We start from the raw sequence: 20,221 nt of genomic DNA on the forward strand, positions 1-20,221 counted from the left end.
GGAGCCGATTGCGCCGTCATCAATCCCCGCCCAAACTTTCCGTCTGGGCCCAAGAGTGCCCGCGGAAGGCTAAGAGTCAATGAACGAATCGCCGCGAAGCGCCGAGCCGAGCCGAATCACCGATGGTTCGTCCGCTGCGCGAGGCTGCGCTGCCTAATCCACCTCGATTTCATGCGCCTTGGCCCATTCGGACAGCGCCTCGCGCATGTTCGGCGGCGGATTGACGAGCCACTCGTTCATCGCCGATTCGATGGCCGGGATATCGATCCGCCGGACCAGTTCCTTGATCGGTCCGACTGCCGCCGGGGTGATCGAGAGGCGTCGATAGCCGAGCCCGATGAGGGCCAGCGCCTCGAGCCGCCGACCGCCCATCTCGCCGCACACGCCGATGTCGACCTGCCGCCCGACCGTCGCCTGGTGGACCCGCTTGAGGAAACGCAGGATCGCCGGGCTCAGCCAGTCGTACCGTTCGGCGAGGCGCGGATGCGCGCGGTCGGCCGCGAACAGGAACTGGGTCAGATCGTTGGTCCCGACCGAAATGAAGGACAGCCGCGGCAGCAGGTCGTCGAGGCATTCGGCGAGCGCCGGTACTTCGAGCATGCACCCGTAGCGAACTTCCTCGGGCACGCGCTTGCGCTGTTCGCGCAGCCATTTGAGCTGGCTTTCGAAGATCGCACGCGCAGCGTCGAATTCCCACGGCTCGGACACCATCGGGAACATCACGTTGAGCGTACGCCCCGCCGCGGCCTCCAGGAGCGCGCGCGACTGCGCCTTCATCAGGCCTTCGCGATCGAGCGCGATGCGCAGCGCGCGCCAGCCCATCGCGGGATTTTCCTCCGCCTCGATATCGTCCGCCTGGAGATAGGGCAGCGCCTTGTCGCCGCCGATATCGACGGTGCGGAACACCACCGGCTTGTTTCCGGCGGCATCGAGCACGTCGCGATAGAGGCGCGTCTGGCGCTCGCGCTGCGGCAGGGTCGAGGAAACGAGGAACTGGAACTCGGTCCGGAACAGGCCGATGCCGTCCGCGCCGGTCAGCGCGAGCGTCGGCATGTCGTCGCGCAGCCCGGCATTCATCATCACCATGATCCGCGTGCCGTCGCGGGTGAATGGCTCGACGTCGCGCAATTCGGCATAGGCAGCCTGGCGCTTCTTGTTCTGGGTGAAACGCGCCTCGAACGCATCGACCACGCTTTGCGCGGGCCGCACGAAGGCGGTTGCGCTGTCGGCATCGAGCAGGATCGGGTCGCCTTCGCGGACATGCCCGCGCAGATTGCGGATCCGCCCGAGCACCGGCACGCCCATCGCGCGCGCCACGATCACGACATGCGCTGTGAGCGAGCCTTCCTCGAGCACCACGCCCTTCAGGCGGCGCTTGTCGTATTCGAGCAGTTCCGCCGGACCGAGATTGCGCGCAATCAGGATCGCATCCTCGCGCAGCCCCCGGCTCGCCGCGGTACCGAGCTGGCCCGAGACGATCCGCAACAACCGGTTCGCGAGATCCTCGAGATCGTGCATCCGGTCGGCGAGCAGCGGGTCGTCGATCTGGCGCATGCGCATGCGGGTGCGCTGCTGGACGCGTTCGATCGCGGCCTCGGCGGTCAGCCCGCTGTCGATCGCTTCGTTGATCCGCCGCGACCAGCCTTCGTCATAGGCGAACATCTTGTAGGTCGCGAGGACCTCCTCGTGCTCGCCGCCGACGCCGAACTCCGCCTGGTTCGCCATGTTGTCGATCTGCTCGCGCATCTTGTCGAAGGCGAGATAGACCCGCTGGCGTTCGGCCTCGGTATCCTCGGCCACCGTGTGCTCGATCGTGATCCGCGGCTGGTGGAACACCGCACTGCCTGCGGCGAGGCCGCGCACCAAAGTCTGCCCGTGGAGCTGGCACGGTTCGGTCAATTGCTCGTTCGCGCCCGATACGGCTTCATTGTCGACCAGTCCGGCATTGTCGATCAGTTCGGCGAGCACCATCGCGACGGTCTGCAGCGCCTCGATCTCGACATCGTCGTAGCGGCGCGGATCGGCATGCTGGACCGAGAGCACGCCCACCGCCCGTTCGCGCCGTACGATGGGCACGCCGGCAAAGGAGTGGAACTTGTCCTCGCCCGTTTCGGGGCGGTAGCTGAAGTCGGGATGCGACGCCGCCTCGGCGAGGTTGAGCGTCTCGATATTGATCGCGATCGTGCCGACTAGGCCCTCGCCCGTTCCGAGCCGGGTGACGTGGACGGCGGACTGGTCGAGGCCCCTGGTGGCGAACAATTCGAGTTCGCCCTCGCGCAGGAGGTAGATCGAGCAGACCTCGCTATCGAGCTCCTCGCCGATCACCTCGACGACGGTGTTCAGTTTCGATTGCGCGCTGTCGCGCGAAGCCATCACCTCGTGAAGGCGGGTGAGGATCGTGCGGGCGGCGGCAGCGGCTTTGGGCATGCGCCGACCCTTAGCGCAGGGTGAGCCGCTAGGGAAAGCGGCTCACGCCAAAATGCGGATCAGTGCTCGGTCAGCTCGTCCTTGAGCGCGAGCTTCTGTCGCTTGAGATCGTGAATGCGCACTTCATCGGGCATGGGGCGGCCCTGTTCCTCGCGCAACTGGGCGTCGACCCGTGCGTGCTTGGCCTGCAATGCGGATGCGTGCGATGCTACCATGGATTTGCTCCTCGTATGGTTCGACGGTGCCAGCGGCACCGCCCGGTTGAAGCCGGACCCGAGGAAGCGACTCGCCGCCCTCGGGCGACCGACAGATTGTCATGCAAGCAGATTAAACATATCTTGCAAGCGGCATGACGAAATGCGCGGGCCGGACGGCGCGCGAGATGCGACAAAAGGAGCGTGCGGGCGGAGATGGACGAGGATGAATTGCGCCGCCGCCTCGAGCAATTGCGCATCGAGCATCGCGATCTCGATGCGGCGATCGACGCGTTGGCGCTGTCCGACACGCCCGACCAGCTGCGCATCATGCGGCTGAAAAAGCGCAAGCTTTCGCTGAAGGACCAGATGGCGGCGATCGCGGACGAGCTGCTTCCCGACATCATCGCCTGAGCGTTCGCGGTTCCGTCCCATCGGGGGACAGGCCTTCAACGACAGGCCCGTTAACCATTTGTATACCTTGCCAGCTTTGCCGATTTCCCGATACCAAACCGGCCATGCAGGACACCGCATCCGTCAGACCGCAACTTGTCGAGTCGCTCTATGTCGAGGCCCTCGCGCTGTCCGACGAGGTGCGCGCGGTGTTCGACCTTTCCGCGCTCGAGGCCTCCGACGAGAAGTCCTACGATCCGTTCCGCGTCGCGCTGTCGTGCGAAGCGCTGCGCGCGACCACGCGGATGATGCACGCCGTCGCCTGGCTGCTCAACCAGCGCGCCTATATGCGCGGCGAACTTTCCGCGCTGCAAATGCATCGGCTGGGCAAGCTTACGCGTCTTACCGGCCGCGATCCGGAGCGGATCGCGCAATTGCCGCTGCACCTGCGCGAAATGATCGAGGCGACCGAGACCTTCTACCGCCACCTGCAGCGTTTCGAGGAACAGTGGAGCGAGAGCGACGCGATGGTCGCCGCACCCGTAACCGCGATGCAGGAACGGCTGGCGGAGGTTTTCGCGGTCGCTTCCTAGACCGCGAGCAGCGCCTTTTCCCAGGCCGCGATCCGCGCACTTCGGGCTTCATCATCCATCGCCGGGTCGAACCGGCTGCGCTGTCCCGCCATCGCCTCCGCCGCATCTTCGAGGCTGGCGTACCAGCCACAGCCGTGCGCGGCGAGCATCGCGGCTCCCAGCGCGGTCGTTTCGAGCATGGCCGGCCGTTCGACCGGGAGGTCGAGCATGTCGGCAAGGTCCTGCGCGATCCAGTCATTGGCTGCCATCCCGCCATCGATCCGCAGGGTTTCCCATCGCGTCCCGTCGGCGGCGAAGGCGGTCGCCAGGTCGCGGGTCTGCAGCGCCATCGATTCGAGCGCGGCGCGCACGATCTGCGGCCGCCCGCTCGCGAAGCTCAGGCCGGAGACCACGCCGCGCGCCTCGGGCTTCCAGTGCGGCGCGCCCAGCCCCGACAGCGCCGGGACGACCACCACGCCGCCGCTGTCCGCCACCGACCTTGCCAGCACTTCCGTCTCGGCGGAGGATTCGATCAGGCCGAGCGTATCGCGGAGCCATTTGACGAGGCTGCCGGCAACGAACACCGACCCTTCGAGCGCGTAGTGCCGTTCGCCGTCCAGCTGGTAGAGCACGGTGCCGAGCAGGCGATGTCCCGAGCTTGGCGGCGTGGTGCCCTGGTTGGTCAGCACGAAGGCGCCGGTGCCGTAGGTCGCCTTGGTCTCGCCGGGTGACAGGCAGGCCTGGCCGATCGTCGCCGCCTGCTGGTCGCCAGCCAGCCCGCAGATCGGCAGTCCGGCGAAGGCGGAATCGCCATCGGCGACGGCCAGCGTACCCGCATTGTCGACGATCTCCGCCAATGCACCCGCGGGCACCCCGAACAATTCGCAAAGGTCCGCGTCCCACCCCTCGCCGTCGAGCGCCATCAGCAAGGTCCGGCTGGCATTGCTGGCATCGGTGACATGGGCGCGCGAAAGCTTGAAGACGAGCCAGCTCTCGATCGTTCCGAAGGCCAGGTTTCCGCTTTTCGCGGCCTCGCCAACCGCGGGCTCGTGATCGAGCATCCAGCGCATCTTGGTGGCGGAAAAATAGGGATCGAGCAGCAATCCCGTCTTGGCCGTGACGCCCGCTTCCTCGCCGCGACCCTTGAGCTCGGCGCAGAAAGCGGCGGTCCGGCGGTCCTGCCACACGATCGCGCGCGCCAGCGGTTCGCCGCTGCCTCGATCCCACGCGACGACCGTCTCGCGCTGGTTGGAGATCCCGAGCGCCGCGACGTTCTGCCGGCCGCCCGCCGCCGCGATCGCCGCGCGCAGGCAGGCGAGCGTTTCGTCCCAGATTTCCGCCGCATCGTGTTCGACCCAACCGGGCTGCGGGTAATGCTGGGTGAATTCGCGCTGGGTGGTGTGGTGCAAGGCGCCCGCCCGGTCGAACAGCATCGCGCGGGTCGAGGTCGTACCGGCATCGAGGACGAGGATGAACTGGCTCATGCGGGCGTTCTATCCGCTCGCCGCGAGCGAAGTCGAGAGCGGTCGTCCCACTTGTGTCGGCCGCTGCGCGTTGCATCGCCGCGGGACAAGCGCCACATGGGACTGCATGGTAGACATTCCGCCGAAACCCTGGCCCACGGGCACATCCGAACAGCTCGAACCGCTGGTCCGGCGCGTGCTCGCGCCCAATCCCTCGCCCTATACCTATACCGGGACGCAGACCTACCTCGTCGGGGCAGGCAAGGATCTGGCCGTGATCGATCCGGGTCCGGACGAGGAGGCGCACCTCGCCGCGCTGGTCGATGCGATCGGTGAGCGAAATGTGGTTGCGATCATGTGCACCCATACCCACCGCGACCACTCGCCCGCCTCGATCCCGTTGAAGGCGCGCACCGGGGCGCCGATCATCGGCTGCGCGCCGCTGGCGCTCGACAGCGACGGCCCGCGCGCCGATGCGCCGTTCGATGCCAGCTATGTGCCCGACAGGGTGCTGACAGACGGCGAAAGGGTCAGCGGAGACGGCTGGACCCTGACCGCCCTCGCCACGCCGGGCCACACCTCGAACCACCTGTGTTTCGCACTTGAGGAGAGCGACGCGCTGTTCACCGGCGACCATGTCATGGGCTGGTCGACCAGCGTCGTGGTGCCGCCCGATGGCGACATGCGCGATTACATGCAGAGCCTCGACACGCTCTATCGTCGCGAGGACAGGATCTATTACCCAGCCCACGGCCCCGCGGTCGAAAGGCCCCGGCAGTTGGTGCGCGGCATGATCGGACATCGCCGCCAGCGCGAGCGGCAGATCCTCAAACTGCTCGACCGCGAACCCCACGAAATCGCCGACATGGTTCCGCAAATGTACAAGGGGCTCGATCCGCGCCTCGTCGGCGCCGCGGGCAAATCGGTCGAGGCGCACCTGATCGATCTGGAACGCCGCGGCGAAGTCGCACGTTCGGACGATGTATGGCGAACGATGTAACCGAAAAACCGACGACCGAAGGGCTCGAGCCCCGCGTCGAACGAGACAAGCCGCTGGCCCGCGTGCAGGCATTGCCGTGGCTGCTGTTGATCCTTGCGCTGGCCGCGGTCGCCTGGCTGACCTGGCGCGCCTTCTTCTACGACGAGCGCGCCGATCCGGTCGGCAGCGCAATGCTCGCTTTCGAGAAACAGAATTCGCTGACGGTGTTTTCATCGCGGTTCGAGGTGGTCGCCGAAAGCGAGGATTCGCGCGGCGTTCTCAATCTCGACCTGCTCAATTCGCGCCAATTGGCGGTCATCCCCGCGCAGGTCGAATATCGCGTCGATCTCGGCTCGATGGATCGCGATCGCTTCGTCTGGAACGAGGACGCCGAGACGCTGACCGTGACCCTGCCGCCGCTGCGCGTCTCGCGCCCCAATCTCGACGAGGCGGCGGCGCGGACCTTCACCGAAGGCGCGTGGGTCACCCGCGACGCGAGCGAGGACCTCGCGCGCAACAATTCGCGCCAGGCCGAGCGCAAGGCCTCGACCTTCGCGCGCAATCCGGAAATCCTCGCTCTCGCCCGCAATGCGGCCAAGCAGGCGGTGCGCCAGAACCTCGCCATTCCGATGCAGGTCGCGGGCTATGGCGATGTCACCGTCGATGTGCGGTTCGACGGCGATTCGCCTTCCGATTGACCTTCCGCCGGGCGCGGCATAAATTCGTACGCCGAGGGTCGCTGGAATCTCTGGGGGGAGTTTCAGCCCATGGCAACAGCCGCCGCCGGCCAGCCCGCGAACACCGCGGGCTCGACGCGTTTCTTCGTCATCATGGCCTTCGTCATGTCCGCGATCATCGTCGCGGGGTTCTCGGTCAATCTCGCGATGGGGCGCTCGAGTTTCGCCGTGCCGTGGCAATATCATGTCCATGGCGTGATCTTCATGGGCTGGATCGCGCTCTTCCTCGCGCAGCACGTCACGATCGCGTCCGGCAATATGGCCTTGCATCGCCGGATCGGGCGCTTCGCGTGGTTCTGGGTGCCGACGATGGTCGCGGCGGGCATCATGATCATGCTCGTTGTCGCGCGCCGCACCGGCGGTCCGTTCTTCTTCCACGTCAGCGAATTCCTGATCAGCAATATCGCGATGCTGCTGGTCTTCGGCGGGCTCGCATGGTGGGCGCTCAAGCGCCAGCGCTACACCGGCTGGCACCGCCGGCTGATGCTGTGCGCGATGGCCATCCTCACCGGCCCGGGGCTCGGCCGGCTGCTGCCGCTCCCGCTGATGATACCCAACGCCTGGACGATCACCGTGGCGGCGACCTTCACCTTCCCCGTGATCGGGATGATCGCCGACAAGCGCCGCACCGGCCGGGTGCACCCGGCCTATTGGTGGGGCACGGGCATCTATGCCGGTGCCTTCCTCGCCTCGATGCTGCTGGCCTATTCGCCGCTCGGGCTCGCCATCACCGAGAGCGTGATCGCCGGTACGCCCGGAGCCGAACGCCCGCTCGAGGCGTTCCTGCCGCCCGGTTTCACGATGTAGCGCGCCGGGAGCCGCACGGGCCGGTAACGTTGCAAGTACCGGAGCGAGGCCTATGCTGCGCGCGCATTCCGCACGAAACCCGCCGTAATCGATCGCTTTTCCGATCGGGATCTCGCGCGCCATTCCATCATGATCGCGAGGATCCATGAGCACCGATACCACCGCCACCGACAGCACGATCGCGCCGCCGCTGATCGACCTTCCGATCCGTACCGCCTCGCGGGGGTTCTACGACGGTTTCAGTCGCGCGGTCACGATCCCGTCGAAGATCATCGTCTCCTTGCTGATCATGTGGGCGATCTTCTTTCCCGTCAGCGCCAGTGAAACGCTGAACGCCGCGAATTCGACCATCATCGCGACCTTCGCCGGCTGGTACGTGTACCTCGTCGCCTTCCTCATGCTGGTCTGCTTCGCACTCGCCCTCGTGCCGTCCGCGGGCCGCCTGAGGATCGGTGAGGCGGACGAAAAGCCCGAGTTCAACCGGTTCTCCTGGTTCGCCATGCTGTTCGGCGCGGGAATCGGGATCGGCATGCTGACCTATTCGACCGGCGAACCGCTGGCGCATTTCAGCAACAACCCCGACATCATCCGCGGTGCGATCGAGGCCCGCAGCAGCGAGGCGGTGCGCCCGGCCTATGTCTACACCTTCCTCCACTGGGGCTTCGCCGCCTGGGGCACCTACGCGCTCGTCGGGCTGGCGATCGGTTACGTATCCTATCGCCGCGGCCTGCCGCTGACGATCCGCTCGGCGCTCGCCCCCCTGTTCGGGCTGCGCCTGTCGGGGATCTGGGGCCATATCATCGATGTGGTCGCGGTGGTCGCGACGATCCTCGGCGTGGCGGTGACGATGGGCCTCGGGGTAGAGCAATTCATTGCCGGGCTTGCGCGACTGGGTCTCGGCGACTGGCTGCTCGATGGCGACGGCTCGTCTTCGGCGCTCGCCATCGTCCTCGCCCTGCTGGTGCTGGTCGGCGCCTCGACGCTCAGTGCGCTGTCGGGGGTCGGCCGCGGCATCAAATGGCTGTCGAACCTCAACATGGGCCTGTCCTTCGCCTTGCTCGCGCTGTTCCTCGTGGTCGGATCGGGGCTTTATGGCGCACAGCTTCTCGGCGTCGGCCTGTGGGATTATCTCGTCACGCTGGTCCCGAATTCGCTGACCCTGTTCGACGATACCGGAAGCGCGATCTCCGAAGCGCTGGTCCAGTGGCAGCTCGACTGGTCGGTTTTCTACTGGGCGTGGTGGATCGCCTTTGCCCCCTTCGTCGGCATGTTCATCGCGCGCATTTCACGCGGCCGCACGGTGCGCGAATACGTGCTCGGCGTGCTGCTCGTGCCCTCGCTGATGTGCTTCGTGTGGATGACGCTGGTGGGCGGGACCGCGATCGACCTCGAACTCAGCGGCGCCGCGAACGGGGCGATCGTCGATGCGCCGATGGCCGACCAGCTGTTCGCGACGCTCGCGATCCTGCTCGACCCGGCGATCGCGGCGATCGTGTCGGGTCTCGTCGTCATCCTGCTGATGACCTATCTCGTGACGTCCACCGACAGCGCGATCCTGATCGTCAACACGATCAACGGCGCTGGCGAGAGCGAAGGCCAGCGACGCCGTCACATCCTGTTCTGGGGAGCGGCGCTCGCCTTCGTCGTCGGCAGCATGCTGATCCTCGGCGGGATCGACGCGATCCGCATCACCATGATCATCGGGGCGCTGCCGTTCTCGTTCGTGGTCGCGGCGATGGCGGTCTCGATCGTCAAGGCGGTGGCGTTCGACATCGTCCGCAAGCGGCACGGCGTCCCCACTACCGCGGAGGCCTGCGCCGAGGCAGCCGAGGCTTCCTGACGCCCCCCGGACGGAACCCTCTCGCATCGCGGCTCGTTCGATCTATAGAGGCGTCAGAACCGCGCCAGACGGGACCAGAATTATGACTGCTCAAGACACCAAGCTGCCGACCGGCGAAGACCTCGTCGCCGAGATCGATCGCCTCCGCAAGGAGCGCAACGCGATCATCCTCGGGCATTATTACCAGAGGCCCGAGATCCAGGATCTCGCCGATTTCGTCGGCGATTCGCTCCAGCTGTCGCAGATGGCAGCGGAGACCGATGCCGACGTGATCGCGTTCTGCGGGGTCAAGTTCATGGCCGACACCGCCAAGATCCTGAGCCCGGAAAAGATCGTCGTGCTGCCCGACATGGATGCCGGCTGCAGCCTCGAGGACAGCTGCCCGCCCGACAAGTTCAAGGCCTTCCGCGAGGCGCATCCCGATCACATCGCGCTGACCTACATCAACTGCTCGACCGAGGTGAAAGCGCTGTCGGACGTGATCGTCACCAGTTCGAGCGCCGAGACGATCCTCCAGCAGATCCCCAAGGACCAGCCGATCATCTTCGGCCCCGACCGGCATCTCGGCGGCTACCTCAACCGCAAATACGATCGCGACATGCTGCTGTGGCCGGGCGTGTGCATCGTGCACGAGGCGTTCAGCGAGCAGGAGCTCCTGAAACTCAAGGCGCAGCACCCCGGCGCGCCGGTCGCCGCGCACCCCGAATGCCCGCCCCACGTGGTCGACCATGCCGACTATGTCGGTTCGACCAGCGGCATCCTCCAATTCGCCAAGACCTTCGAGGGCGACACGCTGATCGTCGCGACCGAACCGCATATCATCCACCAGATGGAAAAGGCGCTGCCCGAGAAGAACTTCGTCGGCGCGCCGGGTGCGGACGGCAACTGCAACTGCAACATCTGCCCCTACATGGCATTGAACACGCTCGAGAAGCTCTACACCTGCCTGCGAGACCTCGAGCCCCGCATCGAGATCGAGGAAGGCCTGCGCCTCAAGGCCAAGCAGAGCCTCGACAAGATGCTCGAGATGGCCAGCGGCACGATCGGCAAGGGTGACCTCGGCCGCGCCTGACACAATCTCCGGAGAAGAATAGATGATCGCACGTTTCGCGCTCGCCACGGCGCTCGCCGCTGTCGCAACCCCGCTCGCCGCGCAGGATACCGACGCCGAGGATCCCTATATCTGGCTCGAGGAAATCCAGGGCGAGCGCGCGCTCGAACAGGTCGACGCATGGAACGCCGAGACCGAGGCGGTGCTCACGATCCAGCCCGAATACCCGGTCGCCAAGGCGTGGGCGAAGCAGATCCTCGACGATACCCGCCAGATCGCGATGCCCTCCGCGATCTATGGCGATCAGGTCACCAACCTGTGGCGCGATGCCGAAAATCCACGCGGCATCTGGCGGATCGCGAGCCTCGAAAGCTACCGCGCCGGCAATCCCGAATGGCGCACGCTGATCGATGTCGACCAGCTAGGCCGCGACGAGGGCGAGAGCTACGTTTGGCACGGCGCGAACTGCCTCGCGCCCGATTACGAACGCTGCCTCGTTTCGATCAGCCCCGGCGGCACCGATGCCGATATCGTGCGCGAATTCGACCTGAACACGGGCGAATTCGTCGAGGGCGGCTTCACCCTCCCGCAGGCCAAGTCGAATGTCGCCTGGTTCGATCGCGACACGCTCTTCGTCGGCACCGACGAGGGCGAAGGTTCGCTGACGGACTCGGGTTACCCGCGCCTGGTGAAGCTGTGGCAACGCGGGACCGAATTCGCGCAGGCACGCCAGATCGCCGCAGGCGAGCAGGCCGATGTCTCGATCAGCGGGTTTTCGGTCCTCGACGGCGACACGCGCTGGCGGCTCGTCAACCGCAGCCCCAGCTTCTGGACCAACCGGTTCGAATTGGTGCGCGAGGACGGCAGCACCGTCGCCGTGCCCCTGCCCGAGGATGCCGAATTCGAGGCAGTGCTGAACGGCCAGGTCATCGCCAAGCTCAACTCGCCGCTCGGCAATGAACGGCCCGGCGCGCTGCTCGCCTGGCCGCTGGCCGATATCATGCGCGGCTCCGCGCCCGCTCCCGTCGCGGTGTTCCGCCCGAGCGAAAGCCAGGCGATCGAGGAAGTCGCCTCGTCCGAGAGCAAGCTGTGGGTCAAGGTGCTCGACGACGTCTCGGGCAAGCTGATCGAACTGACGCCCGGCGCGGGCGGCTGGACCCAACGCGAGATCGCCCTGCCCGCCAACAGCACGATCCAGATCGCCGAGACCAGCGGCAAGGGCGACACCGCCTTCGTCACGGTCGAGAGCATGCTGTCGCCGCCGACGCTCTATGCGGTGTCGAGCGAGGGTGAGCCGGTCGCGGTCGCAAGCGAGCCGGCCCAGTTCGACGCGTCGAAATTTGAGGTCGTGCAGAAGTTCGCCACCTCGAAAGACGGTACGCAGGTGCCGTATTACCTCGTCCGACCGAAAGGCGCCGAAGGCCCGCTGCCAACGCTGATCCACGCCTATGGTGGGTTTCGTGCCGCCCAGACGCCCAAATACCTCACCGCCGAGCCCTATCGCAGCGGTCCGCTGTCGCTGTTCTGGCTCGAAAGCGGCAACGCCTACGTCCTCGCCAATATTCGCGGGGGCGGCGAATACGGTCCGCGCTGGCACGAGGACGCGCTGCGCGAGAAGCGCCAGAACAGCTTCGACGATTTCCACGCCGTGGCCGACGACCTGGTCGCGCAGAATCTGACCACGCCCGGACGCATCGCCGCCTCGGGTCGCTCCAACGGCGGCGTGCTGGTCGGCGCGGTCGCCAACCAGCGGCCCGACCTTTACGGCGCCTTCATCAGCGGCAGCCCGCTGATCGACATGCGGCGCTACAACAAGCTCCTCGCCGGCGCCTCGTGGATGGCCGAATACGGCAATCCCGACGTGCCCGAGGACTGGGCGTTCATGCGCGAATGGTCGCCCTACCAGAACATGCGCGACGTTCCGGGCTACCCGGCCGCGTTCTACTACCTGTCGACGCTCGACGACCGGGTCCATCCGGGCCATGCGCGCAAGGCCGCCGCCAAGCACGAGGCGTTCGGGCAGACCTTCTACTACCACGAATATCGCGAAGGCGGCCATTCGGTCGGCGCCGACCACGAGGAAGACGCCAAGCGCGCCGCGCTGCTGCTCGCCTTCCTCAACCGCGAGATCGGGAGCGAAGCCGACACCCAGTAGGCACGGATCGCGTTCCGGCGCGTTATCTCCCTCGTAACGCAGTCGAAGGGGGATACGCGCTTGACCGGTGGCACGCCACTCAAGGGGCTGAGGGCCTGGATTCTCCACCGGCTGGTGGCGAATTACTGGTCGCTGCCCGCGGTCGCCGTGATCGCCGCGCCGATCGTCGCCGCGCTGGTCCTGTGGGCCGATCGCGCGGGGGCCGGCGCATGGGTGTTCGCGCGGGGGCTCAACCTGCTGGTCGCCGCCGACACCGCGCAGGACCTCGCGATCGCGATCGTCGGCATCGATGCCGCTTTTCTCACGCTCTACTGGTCGGTCACGCTGATCGTGCTGACGCTCGCCACCGGGCATCTCGGCGTGCGACTGGTCGATCGCTGGCTCGACAAGGGACTGGTCCGGCTGTCGATGGCGGGGCTGACCTTTTGCCTGGTCTTCTCGATCATCGTGCTCGCCCGGCTCGATCCCGAAGCACAACTCTCCGCCCTGCCGCATTTCGCCCTCGCGGCGATGTTCGTCCTCCAGCTGTTCAATCTCGGCATGCTCGGCGTCGCGATCCACGATCTGGGGCGGACCATGTTCGTCGACCGGTCGATCGCGCATGTCGGTGCCGCGGCAGCGGAGGTGACGTTGCGGCTGGATGCGCGCGAGGCGTTCGATGGCCCCTGGTCCTACGTGCTTTCCACCCCGCGCGAGGGATATGTCGAAGGGGTCGATCTCGCGCGCCTGCGCGAGCTCGTGCCCGATCACTGCCAAGCGATCCGCATCTGCGCGCCGCCGGGCAGCCACGTGCTGGACGGCGAGCCGATCGCCCTTTTCGCCTCGCGCCCCGACGATGTCGACGCCATCGGCAAGGCGATCGCGATCGGGGACTTCCGATCGGGCGTGCAGTCGACCGTGTTCGAAGTGCGCCTGCTGGTCGAAGTGGCAGCCCGCGCGCTGTCGCCCGGGATCAACGATTTCTACACCGCGCTCGCCTGTGCGGACCGGCTCGCCGCCGCGATGGCCGGGCAGGCCGTAAACTGGGTCGACGAGGGGCAGGCTTCCTGTTGGGCGGACGATCCGCGCTTCGAACTGCCGGGGCAGGATTTCCGCGGCCTTTTCGACGCGCCGCTCGACCAGTTCCGCCAGGCCGCGGCGGATTACCCTTCGGTCTCGATCCGGATGATCGAGAATTACGGGCGGCTGTATGCCTTGCTGGCGGCGGGGGATGCTTCGCCGAACCTTCTCGCCTTTCTCAGGCAAAGGGCGCAGGAATTGAGCGCCCACGCCGCCGACAATGCCGAACATCGAAAGGATCGAACCGCCATCGAACAGGCCTATCTCCGCTTCGACGACGCGTCGCCGCTCAAGGTCGCCGCATGACCCAGCTGCGCGCCCTGTGGCAGAATATCAATGCTAGCTACTGGTTCCTCCCGGCACTGTTCGCGGGCGCGGCGGTGTTGCTGGCCGTGGTCACGATCTCTCTCGACCGGAGTGGCTGGTCCGACCGGCTGACCGACCTGTCTTACATCATCCCCGCGCGGCCCGAGGGGGCCTCCAACATGCTCACCGTGATCGCGGGCAGCATGATCGGCGTCGCCTCGACCGTGTTCTCGATCACCATCGCCGCGGTGGCCTATGCCAGCGGCAATTACGGCCCGCGCCTGCTGACCAATTTCATGGAGGATCGCGGCAACCAGTTCAGTCTCGCGACCTTCATCGGTACCTTCGTCTACGCGATCACCGTGCTCCGCAGTGTGCGGGCGGAGGACGAGGCGGCCGCCAATTTCGAGGACGCCGTTTCCACCGCGCTGCCGGGCTTCGTGCCGCAATTGTCGCTGTTGGTCGCCTACGGGCTGATGGCCCTGTCGGTCGCGGTGCTGGTGTTCTTCCTCAATCACATCCCCGCCTCGATCCGGATCAATTCGGTACTCAAGGATATCGGCGCGCGGCTGATCGAGAAGGTCCGCCACCGCTTCCCCGACGACGATGCCGGGATCGAACCCGAGAACCGGCCCGACGGCATTCCGATTCGTGCAACCGGCAACGGCTACATCCAGATCGTCGACTACGAGAAGCTCCACCGGGTTGCAGACCGCAACGAATGCTGCCTCGTGATGGCGGTGCGCACGGGCGATTTCGTTCATCGCGACATGGTGCTGGCCTACTGGGTGAAGGATGACGACGAGGCTGCCGATTGTCCCGACGACGAGGTCCGCGAGGCCTTCGCGCTCGGCAGCCGCCGGACCCCCGGGCAGGACCTCCAATTCCTGATCGACGAGCTGGTCGAGATCGGGTTGCGCGCACTGTCGCCCGGCATCAACGATCCCTTCACCGCGATCACGGCGCTGCACTGGCTCGGCGCGGCGACGGCGGAACTGGGCGGCCGCGACCTCCGCCTGAAGCTCGGCAACGGTGACGATATCGACGACCATGTGGTCACGCTGGACGACGACTTTCGGCACTACCTCCAGCGCGGCTTCGGCTCGATCCGCTCGGGCGTGGCGACCAACCGGATTGCCGCGCTCGCGATGTTCGATGCGCTGCTCAATGCGCGCTCCTCGCTCGTCAGCGAGAGCCGCGACGCGCTGCTCCGTCAGGAGGGCGACCTGCTCATCCGCCAGTCGCGCGAACATTTGGTCGGGCCCGAGCTCGAGGCGGTCGAGGCGCGCTTCGCCACGTTCGAAAAGGCGTTCGGCTAGCTGATTTTCGCCAGTCGCGCCGGGTCGCCCGCCCTGCTCGATCGCGCCAGCACGAGCGCCCCGCCGACCAGCGCCATGCCGAGCGCGTCGAGCGGCAACACCGCCTCGCGAAAGGCGAACCAGCCGATCACCGCAGCGATCGCCGGTTGGGTCAGCAGCGCCATGCCGACGATCAGCGGCGCGAAATAGCGCAGTGCGTAGACGAGGCAGCCTTGGCCGACGATCTGGCTCGACAAGGCGAGGCCGATATTGGGCCACCAGGTCTGCGGCAGGACCGGCTCGCCAAGCGCAAGCGCGATTGCCAGCAGGACAGGTATGCCAGCGGCGCTGGCGATTGCGAGCAGGGTCCAATTGCCTGCCTGCATCCGCGCACGCTGGAGGCCGAGGATGTAAAAGGTGTAGAGGAGTCCGGCGAGGATGCAGAACAGGTCTCCGACCAGAAAGCGCGGATCAATCTCGAGGCTGCGTCCCAGAAGGATTGCGGCTCCGCCCAGCGCCGCCGCCACCGCGATCGCTTCCTTCGTGGTCGGCAGGCGCCGCAACAGGAACAGGCCCCACGCCATCAGCAACACGCTGCCCGAATTGCCGAACAGCGTCGCGTTGCCGAGCCGGGTGCGTTCGATCCCGACATGCCAGCTGGCAAGATCGAGCGCGAAAAACACGCCTGCACCCAGCGCCAGCCAGAGAACCCGGCGCGGCAGCGGCGGGGCGCCCTTTCGCTCGTGCCACGCGAAAGCCAACAGCAAGGGCAATGCGATGAGAAGGCGCCAGAATCCGGCTGCCACCGGACCGCTATCGGCGACCCGGACGAACCACGGCCCGATCGCGAGCGCGGCATTGCCCGCAAGCAGCGCGGCGAAGGCCAGCGCGGGCACCTTGCCCTCGGTCTCGTCATGCGTTGCAATGCCCATTGCCCTGCCCTAGCCGAGCGGCACGTCCTGCCTAGAGAAAATCGTGGAGACCTGCGTGACCGAAGCCCTGTTCCAGCCGATCAAGCTCGGCGCGATCGATGCGCCCAACCGGATCCTCATGGCCCCGCTGACGCGCGGCCGTTCGACCCAGCCGGGCTCGGTCCCGAACGAGATGATGGCAACCTATTATCGCCAACGCGCCGGCGCTGGGCTGATCCTGTCCGAGGCAACCGGGATCACCCGCGAAGGGCTCGGTTGGCCGGCCGCGCCCGGCGTGTGGAGCGAGGAACAGGTCGAAGGCTGGAAGGGCGTCACGAGCGCGGTGCACGAGGCCGGCGGCCGGATCGCCTGCCAGCTGTGGCATATGGGCCGTCTCGTCCACCCGGACTTCCTCGACGGCGAACCGCCGGTCTCGGCCTCCGCGACCTGCGCCCCGGGGCACGCGCACACCCCGACCGGGCGACAGGACTACCAGCCCGCCCGCGCGCTCGGCACCGACGAGGTCGCGCGTGTCGTCGCCGACTATGCCAAGGCCGCGGCCAATGCGATGGAAGCCGGATTCGACGGGGTGCAGCTGCACGGCGCGAATGGCTACCTCGTCGACCAGTTCCTGCGCCGCTCGACCAACCTTCGCGACGACAGGTATGGTGGCTCGACCGCGAACCGCACCCGCTTCCTGCGCGAGGTGCTGACCGCGCTGATCGCCGAGATCGGCGCCGACCGCGTCGGACTGCGGCTCTCGCCCAATGGCGAGACGCAAGGTTGCGACGATATCAGCCCGGCCGACACGTTCGGTGCGGCGGCAGGCGTCGCCGAAGAGCTCGGCATCGCCTATCTCGAACTCCGCCAGCCGGGGGTCGACGGCACCTTCGGCCAGACCGGCGTGCCCAAGCAGGGCACGATGATCCGCGATATCTTCACCGGGCCGCTGATCTTCAACAGCGACTATGCCGGCGAGGATGCGACGCGCGACGTCCGGCTCGGCCGCTGCGACGCGATCAGTTTCGGACGCCCGTATATCTCGAATCCCGACCTCGATCAGCGGCTCGCCCAGCAGGCGCCGCTCGCGCCGAACAAGGACGTGCCCGCAAGCTGGTACCTGCCCGGGCCCGCCGGCTATATCGACTATCCGACGATGGCAGAGGAGGCCGCGTGATGTCGCAACACCGTTCGTGGATGTTCGTCCCCGCCGACAGCGAGAAGAAGCTGGGCAAGGCGATGGATTTGGGGGCCGACGTGATCATCGTCGACCTGGAGGATTCGGTCGCTCCGCAGAACAAGCACCAAGGCCGCGAGATGGCGCGCGAGTGGCTCGAACGGACAAAAGCGCAAGCGCTCGATCCCGAAGCGCCGCAGCGCTGGATCCGCGTCAACGCGCTCGACACCGATGACTGGGCGGCGGATTTGCGCGCGGTGATGCCGGGCGCGCCGGCCGGGATCATGTTGCCCAAGGCGCTCGGCCCCGACAGCGTCAGCCAGCTCGCCGGCGAGCTCTACCAGCTCGAACAGGCGGGCAGCGCGCAAAAGGGCACGACCCGGATCCTCCCGCTGGTGAGCGAGGTGCCGCAGGCGGCGCTGACGATCGGGACCTATGCCGGGGCCGCGCTGCCGCGACTGGGCGGGCTGACCTGGGGCGCCGAAGATCTCTCGGCCGCGATCGGGGCTTCGCGCAAGCGCGACGCGAACAAGAACTGGACCGACGCCTTCCGCATGATCCGCGCGCAGGTGCTGCTCGCGGCGCATGCCTCGGGCGTGCCCGCGATCGACACGCTGTGGGACGATTTTTCCGACATGGAAGGGCTCGAGACCGCCGCGCGCAATGCCCGCGCCGACGGGTTCGCCGGCATGCTCGCGATCCACCCCAAGCAGGTCGAGGTCATCAACCGCGCCTTCACACCGAGCGAAGAAGAGGTCGAGGAGGCGCGCCGGATCGTCGCCGCCTTCGCCAGCCAGCCGGGGGTCGGGACGCTGTCGCTCGACGGCAAGATGCTCGACCAGCCGCACTTGCAGCTGGCGCGGCGCGTGCTCGGGATGGACAGCTAGCCGCCAGCGGGCAGCCGCCCCAGCGGACTTATTCGTCGCTCGGGGTCTTCGACGGCAGGACCGAGACCGGCGGCGGCGGGGCATCGGACGATGCGGCCTTGGCAGGTGCCGAGGGGCGCGCCGGTGCCGGTGCGGGGGAGGGAGACGTCGCGGTTCCCCCCGGCCGGGGCGTTTCCGTAGCGGGCGCGCTGCCATCGGGTTTGGCGGCGTCGCCTGCTTCCCCGTCTTCCGTACCTTCTTCGGTCGGCACGCTCGTGCCCTGCGGGTCGGCGGGCGCTTCGGAACGCAGCTGGTCGAGCGGGATCATCGCATCGCTGGCCGATCCGGGCAGCACTTCGCCGGTCGCATCGCCTTCGGCCACCTCGCCAGCGCTTTCGCCGCCGCAGGCCGACACGCCCAGCAGCGCCACCATCACAACGGCTAGTCTCACGAATCCTCCTTGGGGCAGGCCCGCCCGAGCGCGGCGAGGAAATCGTCGGCATGGCGCAGCAGCGCCGCATCCCATTCCTCGCTCGAAACCATCATGCCAAGCCGCGCGAGGCTCGTCACGCCATATTCGTCGATCCCGCACGGCACGATTCCGGCGAAATGCGACAGGTCGGGATCGAGATTGACCGAGAAGCCGTGCATCGTGACCCAGCGCCGCACGCGCACGCCGATCGCACCGATCTTGGCCTCGCGCCCGTCGATATCCTGCGTCCAGATGCCGATGCGGCCTTCGGCGCGCCAGCTCTCGACCCCGAATTCGGCGAGCGTGGCGATCACCCAGCCCTCGAGCGCGTGGACGAAGCCGCGCACGTCGCGCGCGCGTTTCGTCAGGTCGAGCAGGACATAGCCGATCCGCTGTCCCGGTCCGTGATAGGTATAACGCCCGCCGCGCCCCGCGGTCACGACGTCGAAACGCGGATCGAGCAGTTCGGTCTCGTCGGCCGACGTCCCCGCCGTGTAGACTGGCGGGTGCTCGAGCAGCCAGACGAGTTCGCGCGCACCCTCTTCGCGAATCGCGGCGTTGCGCGCAGTCATCTCCGCCAGCGCCGCTCGATAGGGCACGGGCGCCGCCTCGCGCAGCCACTCGATTTCGGCATTAACGTCCATCGGCGATTGCGTGGCGTGCCCTCGACCGCTTATCAAGGGGGAAACGGAAGGGACCCCACATGAAACTCGATCTCGATCAGGCCTGGCAGAGCGGGCTTCGCTTCACGCGCAACAATGCCGGCCTGCTGACGGTTATCGCCGGCCTATTGTTCTTCCTGCCGGCGGCGGTGTTCGGCTTGATGTTCGTTCCCCCCGAAGTCCCCGAAAACGCGACATGGGACGAAATGGTCACGATCCTCGGCGCGTTCTACGGCGAGACTTGGTGGATCATGCTCATCACGCTGGTGCTTTCGACGCTGGGATCGCTCGCGATCTACCGGCTCGCCGCGAGCCGCGACGACCGCACGGTCAGCGGGGCCCTGCAGGATGCCGTCAAGGGATTGCTGCCGATGATCGGGGCATCGCTGCTGGTGGGCATCCCGGTCGGCCTGCTGTTCGCGATCCCGCTGGCAATTGGTGGTGTGGGCGTATTCCTGATCCTGTTCGTCATCCCGGTGGCGATCTGGATCTCGATGCGGACAATCCTGTCGGGGCCGGTGCTGATGGCGGAACGGACGAACAATCCCGTCACGATCCTCAAGCGATCCTTCGCCATCACCCAGGGCAACAGCCTGCGGATTTTCTTTTTCCTGCTGCTGCTCGTCATCGCCGCCGCGATCGTGATGGCGATCATCGGCGCCGTGCTCGGGTTGGTATTCATCGCGGTGGCCGGGTCCGAGACGGGCGAGCAGCTGGCGCTGATCGTGTCCGCCGTGCTCGAAAGCGCTGTCACCGTCGTGGTGATCGCCTGCATCGCGATGATCTATCGCCAGTTGTCTGCCGGGCCGACCGGCACTACCAGCGTCCCGCCGACGGTCGAGGACTAGGGCG

The 20,221-nt window shown here is 66.9% G+C and carries 19 protein-coding genes; 13 read left to right on the forward strand and 6 right to left on the reverse strand.

Translation table 11 applies throughout. The annotated features are described in order from the left end of the window. Positions 1–153: 153 nt before the first annotated feature. Both ptsP and T8S45_RS09565 read right to left on the reverse strand, forming a co-directional pair. Positions 154–2,427 (reverse strand): phosphoenolpyruvate--protein phosphotransferase, encoded by a 2,274-nt coding sequence (gene ptsP, locus T8S45_RS09560; RefSeq protein WP_188642585.1) that lies wholly within the window; start codon positions 2,425–2,427, stop codon positions 154–156. 59 nt (positions 2,428–2,486) lie between these two features. Further along, entirely contained in the window at positions 2,487–2,642 is a 156-nt protein-coding gene (locus T8S45_RS09565; RefSeq protein ID WP_188642586.1) for a YdcH family protein, read from the reverse strand. A 195-nt stretch (positions 2,643–2,837) separates the two neighbouring features. Between T8S45_RS09565 and T8S45_RS09570 the strand changes: the two genes are divergently transcribed. Together T8S45_RS09570 and T8S45_RS09575 are read left to right on the forward strand one after the other, a co-directional pair. Continuing rightward, entirely contained in the window at positions 2,838–3,035 is a 198-nt protein-coding gene (locus T8S45_RS09570) for a YdcH family protein (protein WP_188643186.1), read from the forward strand. Positions 3,036–3,139: 104 nt separating this feature from the next. After that, on the forward strand, positions 3,140–3,607 hold the full coding sequence (locus T8S45_RS09575; RefSeq protein ID WP_322293553.1) for a DUF1465 family protein: 468 nt from the start codon (positions 3,140–3,142) through the stop codon (positions 3,605–3,607). Here T8S45_RS09575 and glpK read toward each other — a convergent pair. Continuing rightward, the gene (glpK, locus tag T8S45_RS09580; protein ID WP_322293554.1) at positions 3,604–5,070 is read right to left on the reverse strand and encodes a glycerol kinase GlpK; all 1,467 of its coding nucleotides are present in this window, start codon (positions 5,068–5,070) and stop codon (positions 3,604–3,606) included. The two genes, T8S45_RS09575 and glpK, sit on opposite strands and share 4 nt — an antisense overlap. Positions 5,071–5,176: 106 nt before the next feature. Here glpK and T8S45_RS09585 point away from each other — a divergent pair, with 106 nt between their 5' ends. From T8S45_RS09585 to T8S45_RS09620, 8 genes are all read left to right on the forward strand, one after another. Further along, a complete protein-coding gene (locus T8S45_RS09585) occupies positions 5,177–6,049 on the forward strand; it encodes an MBL fold metallo-hydrolase (protein ID WP_322293555.1) in 873 nt (290 codons plus the stop codon). Next, entirely contained in the window at positions 6,034–6,726 is a 693-nt protein-coding gene (locus T8S45_RS09590; RefSeq protein WP_188642590.1) for a DUF4230 domain-containing protein, read from the forward strand. The genes T8S45_RS09585 and T8S45_RS09590 overlap by 16 nt, the downstream gene beginning before the upstream one ends. 69 nt (positions 6,727–6,795) lie before the next feature. Further along, complete coding sequence (locus T8S45_RS09595; protein ID WP_322293556.1) at positions 6,796–7,572, forward strand: hypothetical protein; 777 nt, start codon at positions 6,796–6,798, stop codon at positions 7,570–7,572. 145 nt (positions 7,573–7,717) lie between these two features. Further along, the gene (locus T8S45_RS09600) at positions 7,718–9,412 is read left to right on the forward strand and encodes a BCCT family transporter (RefSeq protein ID WP_322293557.1); all 1,695 of its coding nucleotides are present in this window, start codon (positions 7,718–7,720) and stop codon (positions 9,410–9,412) included. 82 nt (positions 9,413–9,494) lie between these two features. Then, positions 9,495–10,484, forward strand: coding sequence for a quinolinate synthase NadA (nadA, locus tag T8S45_RS09605; protein ID WP_188642593.1), 990 nt, complete (start codon positions 9,495–9,497; stop codon positions 10,482–10,484). A 22-nt stretch (positions 10,485–10,506) separates the two neighbouring features. Further along, positions 10,507–12,618 carry a prolyl oligopeptidase family serine peptidase gene (locus tag T8S45_RS09610; RefSeq protein WP_322293558.1) on the forward strand — a complete coding sequence of 704 codons (2,112 nt, stop codon included), beginning with the start codon at positions 10,507–10,509 and terminating at the stop codon, positions 12,616–12,618. Between the two features lie 60 nt (positions 12,619–12,678). Further along, positions 12,679–13,983: a DUF2254 family protein gene (locus tag T8S45_RS09615; RefSeq protein WP_188642595.1), complete on the forward strand. Its 1,305-nt coding sequence runs from the start codon at positions 12,679–12,681 to the stop codon at positions 13,981–13,983. Beyond that, a complete protein-coding gene (locus T8S45_RS09620; protein WP_188642596.1) occupies positions 13,980–15,302 on the forward strand; it encodes a DUF2254 domain-containing protein in 1,323 nt (440 codons plus the stop codon). Before T8S45_RS09615 ends, T8S45_RS09620 begins: the two co-directional genes overlap by 4 nt. On the opposite strand, the gene T8S45_RS09625 is transcribed toward T8S45_RS09620, so the two are convergent. Then, positions 15,299–16,213, reverse strand: coding sequence for a DMT family transporter (locus tag T8S45_RS09625; RefSeq protein WP_322293559.1), 915 nt, complete (start codon positions 16,211–16,213; stop codon positions 15,299–15,301). The two genes, T8S45_RS09620 and T8S45_RS09625, sit on opposite strands and share 4 nt — an antisense overlap. 55 nt (positions 16,214–16,268) lie before the next feature. Here T8S45_RS09625 and T8S45_RS09630 point away from each other — a divergent pair, with 55 nt between their 5' ends. Then, the gene (locus tag T8S45_RS09630; protein ID WP_322293560.1) at positions 16,269–17,369 is read left to right on the forward strand and encodes an alkene reductase; all 1,101 of its coding nucleotides are present in this window, start codon (positions 16,269–16,271) and stop codon (positions 17,367–17,369) included. Beyond that, on the forward strand, positions 17,369–18,256 hold the full coding sequence (locus tag T8S45_RS09635) for an HpcH/HpaI aldolase/citrate lyase family protein (RefSeq protein ID WP_322293561.1): 888 nt from the start codon (positions 17,369–17,371) through the stop codon (positions 18,254–18,256). The genes T8S45_RS09630 and T8S45_RS09635 overlap by 1 nt, the downstream gene beginning before the upstream one ends. A gap of 28 nt (positions 18,257–18,284) precedes the next feature. Here the strand turns inward: T8S45_RS09635 and T8S45_RS09640 are convergent, their stop codons facing one another. Further along, entirely contained in the window at positions 18,285–18,686 is a 402-nt protein-coding gene (locus tag T8S45_RS09640) for a hypothetical protein (RefSeq protein WP_322293562.1), read from the reverse strand. Next, the gene (gene lipB / locus T8S45_RS09645) at positions 18,683–19,351 is read right to left on the reverse strand and encodes a lipoyl(octanoyl) transferase LipB (RefSeq protein ID WP_188642601.1); all 669 of its coding nucleotides are present in this window, start codon (positions 19,349–19,351) and stop codon (positions 18,683–18,685) included. Before lipB ends, T8S45_RS09640 begins: the two co-directional genes overlap by 4 nt. Positions 19,352–19,410: 59 nt before the next feature. Here lipB and T8S45_RS09650 point away from each other — a divergent pair, with 59 nt between their 5' ends. Then, the gene (locus T8S45_RS09650) at positions 19,411–20,217 is read left to right on the forward strand and encodes a hypothetical protein (protein ID WP_322293563.1); all 807 of its coding nucleotides are present in this window, start codon (positions 19,411–19,413) and stop codon (positions 20,215–20,217) included. The last annotated feature ends 4 nt before the right edge of the window (positions 20,218–20,221 follow it).

Source organism: Pseudoblastomonas marina (assembly GCF_034374265.1).
Classification (GTDB): Bacteria; Pseudomonadota; Alphaproteobacteria; order Sphingomonadales; family Sphingomonadaceae; genus Alteriqipengyuania_A; species Alteriqipengyuania_A marina.

What these genes read in the sequence shown, in the direction of transcription:
- ptsP (WP_188642585.1), bottom strand. Translation starts at nt 2,427, where the DNA reads ATGCCCAAAGCCGCTGCCGCCGCCCGCACGATCCTCACCCGCCTTCAC.
- T8S45_RS09565 (WP_188642586.1), bottom strand. Translation starts at nt 2,642, where the DNA reads ATGGTAGCATCGCACGCATCCGCATTGCAGGCCAAGCACGCACGGGTC.
- T8S45_RS09570 (WP_188643186.1), top strand. Translation starts at nt 2,838, where the DNA reads ATGGACGAGGATGAATTGCGCCGCCGCCTCGAGCAATTGCGCATCGAG.
- T8S45_RS09575 (WP_322293553.1), top strand. Translation starts at nt 3,140, where the DNA reads ATGCAGGACACCGCATCCGTCAGACCGCAACTTGTCGAGTCGCTCTAT.
- glpK (WP_322293554.1), bottom strand. Translation starts at nt 5,070, where the DNA reads ATGAGCCAGTTCATCCTCGTCCTCGATGCCGGTACGACCTCGACCCGC.
- T8S45_RS09585 (WP_322293555.1), top strand. Translation starts at nt 5,177, where the DNA reads ATGGTAGACATTCCGCCGAAACCCTGGCCCACGGGCACATCCGAACAG.
- T8S45_RS09590 (WP_188642590.1), top strand. Translation starts at nt 6,034, where the DNA reads ATGGCGAACGATGTAACCGAAAAACCGACGACCGAAGGGCTCGAGCCC.
- T8S45_RS09595 (WP_322293556.1), top strand. Translation starts at nt 6,796, where the DNA reads ATGGCAACAGCCGCCGCCGGCCAGCCCGCGAACACCGCGGGCTCGACG.
- T8S45_RS09600 (WP_322293557.1), top strand. Translation starts at nt 7,718, where the DNA reads ATGAGCACCGATACCACCGCCACCGACAGCACGATCGCGCCGCCGCTG.
- nadA (WP_188642593.1), top strand. Translation starts at nt 9,495, where the DNA reads ATGACTGCTCAAGACACCAAGCTGCCGACCGGCGAAGACCTCGTCGCC.
- T8S45_RS09610 (WP_322293558.1), top strand. Translation starts at nt 10,507, where the DNA reads ATGATCGCACGTTTCGCGCTCGCCACGGCGCTCGCCGCTGTCGCAACC.
- T8S45_RS09620 (WP_188642596.1), top strand. Translation starts at nt 13,980, where the DNA reads ATGACCCAGCTGCGCGCCCTGTGGCAGAATATCAATGCTAGCTACTGG.
- T8S45_RS09625 (WP_322293559.1), bottom strand. Translation starts at nt 16,213, where the DNA reads ATGGGCATTGCAACGCATGACGAGACCGAGGGCAAGGTGCCCGCGCTG.
- T8S45_RS09635 (WP_322293561.1), top strand. Translation starts at nt 17,369, where the DNA reads ATGTCGCAACACCGTTCGTGGATGTTCGTCCCCGCCGACAGCGAGAAG.
- lipB (WP_188642601.1), bottom strand. Translation starts at nt 19,351, where the DNA reads ATGGACGTTAATGCCGAAATCGAGTGGCTGCGCGAGGCGGCGCCCGTG.
- T8S45_RS09650 (WP_322293563.1), top strand. Translation starts at nt 19,411, where the DNA reads ATGAAACTCGATCTCGATCAGGCCTGGCAGAGCGGGCTTCGCTTCACG.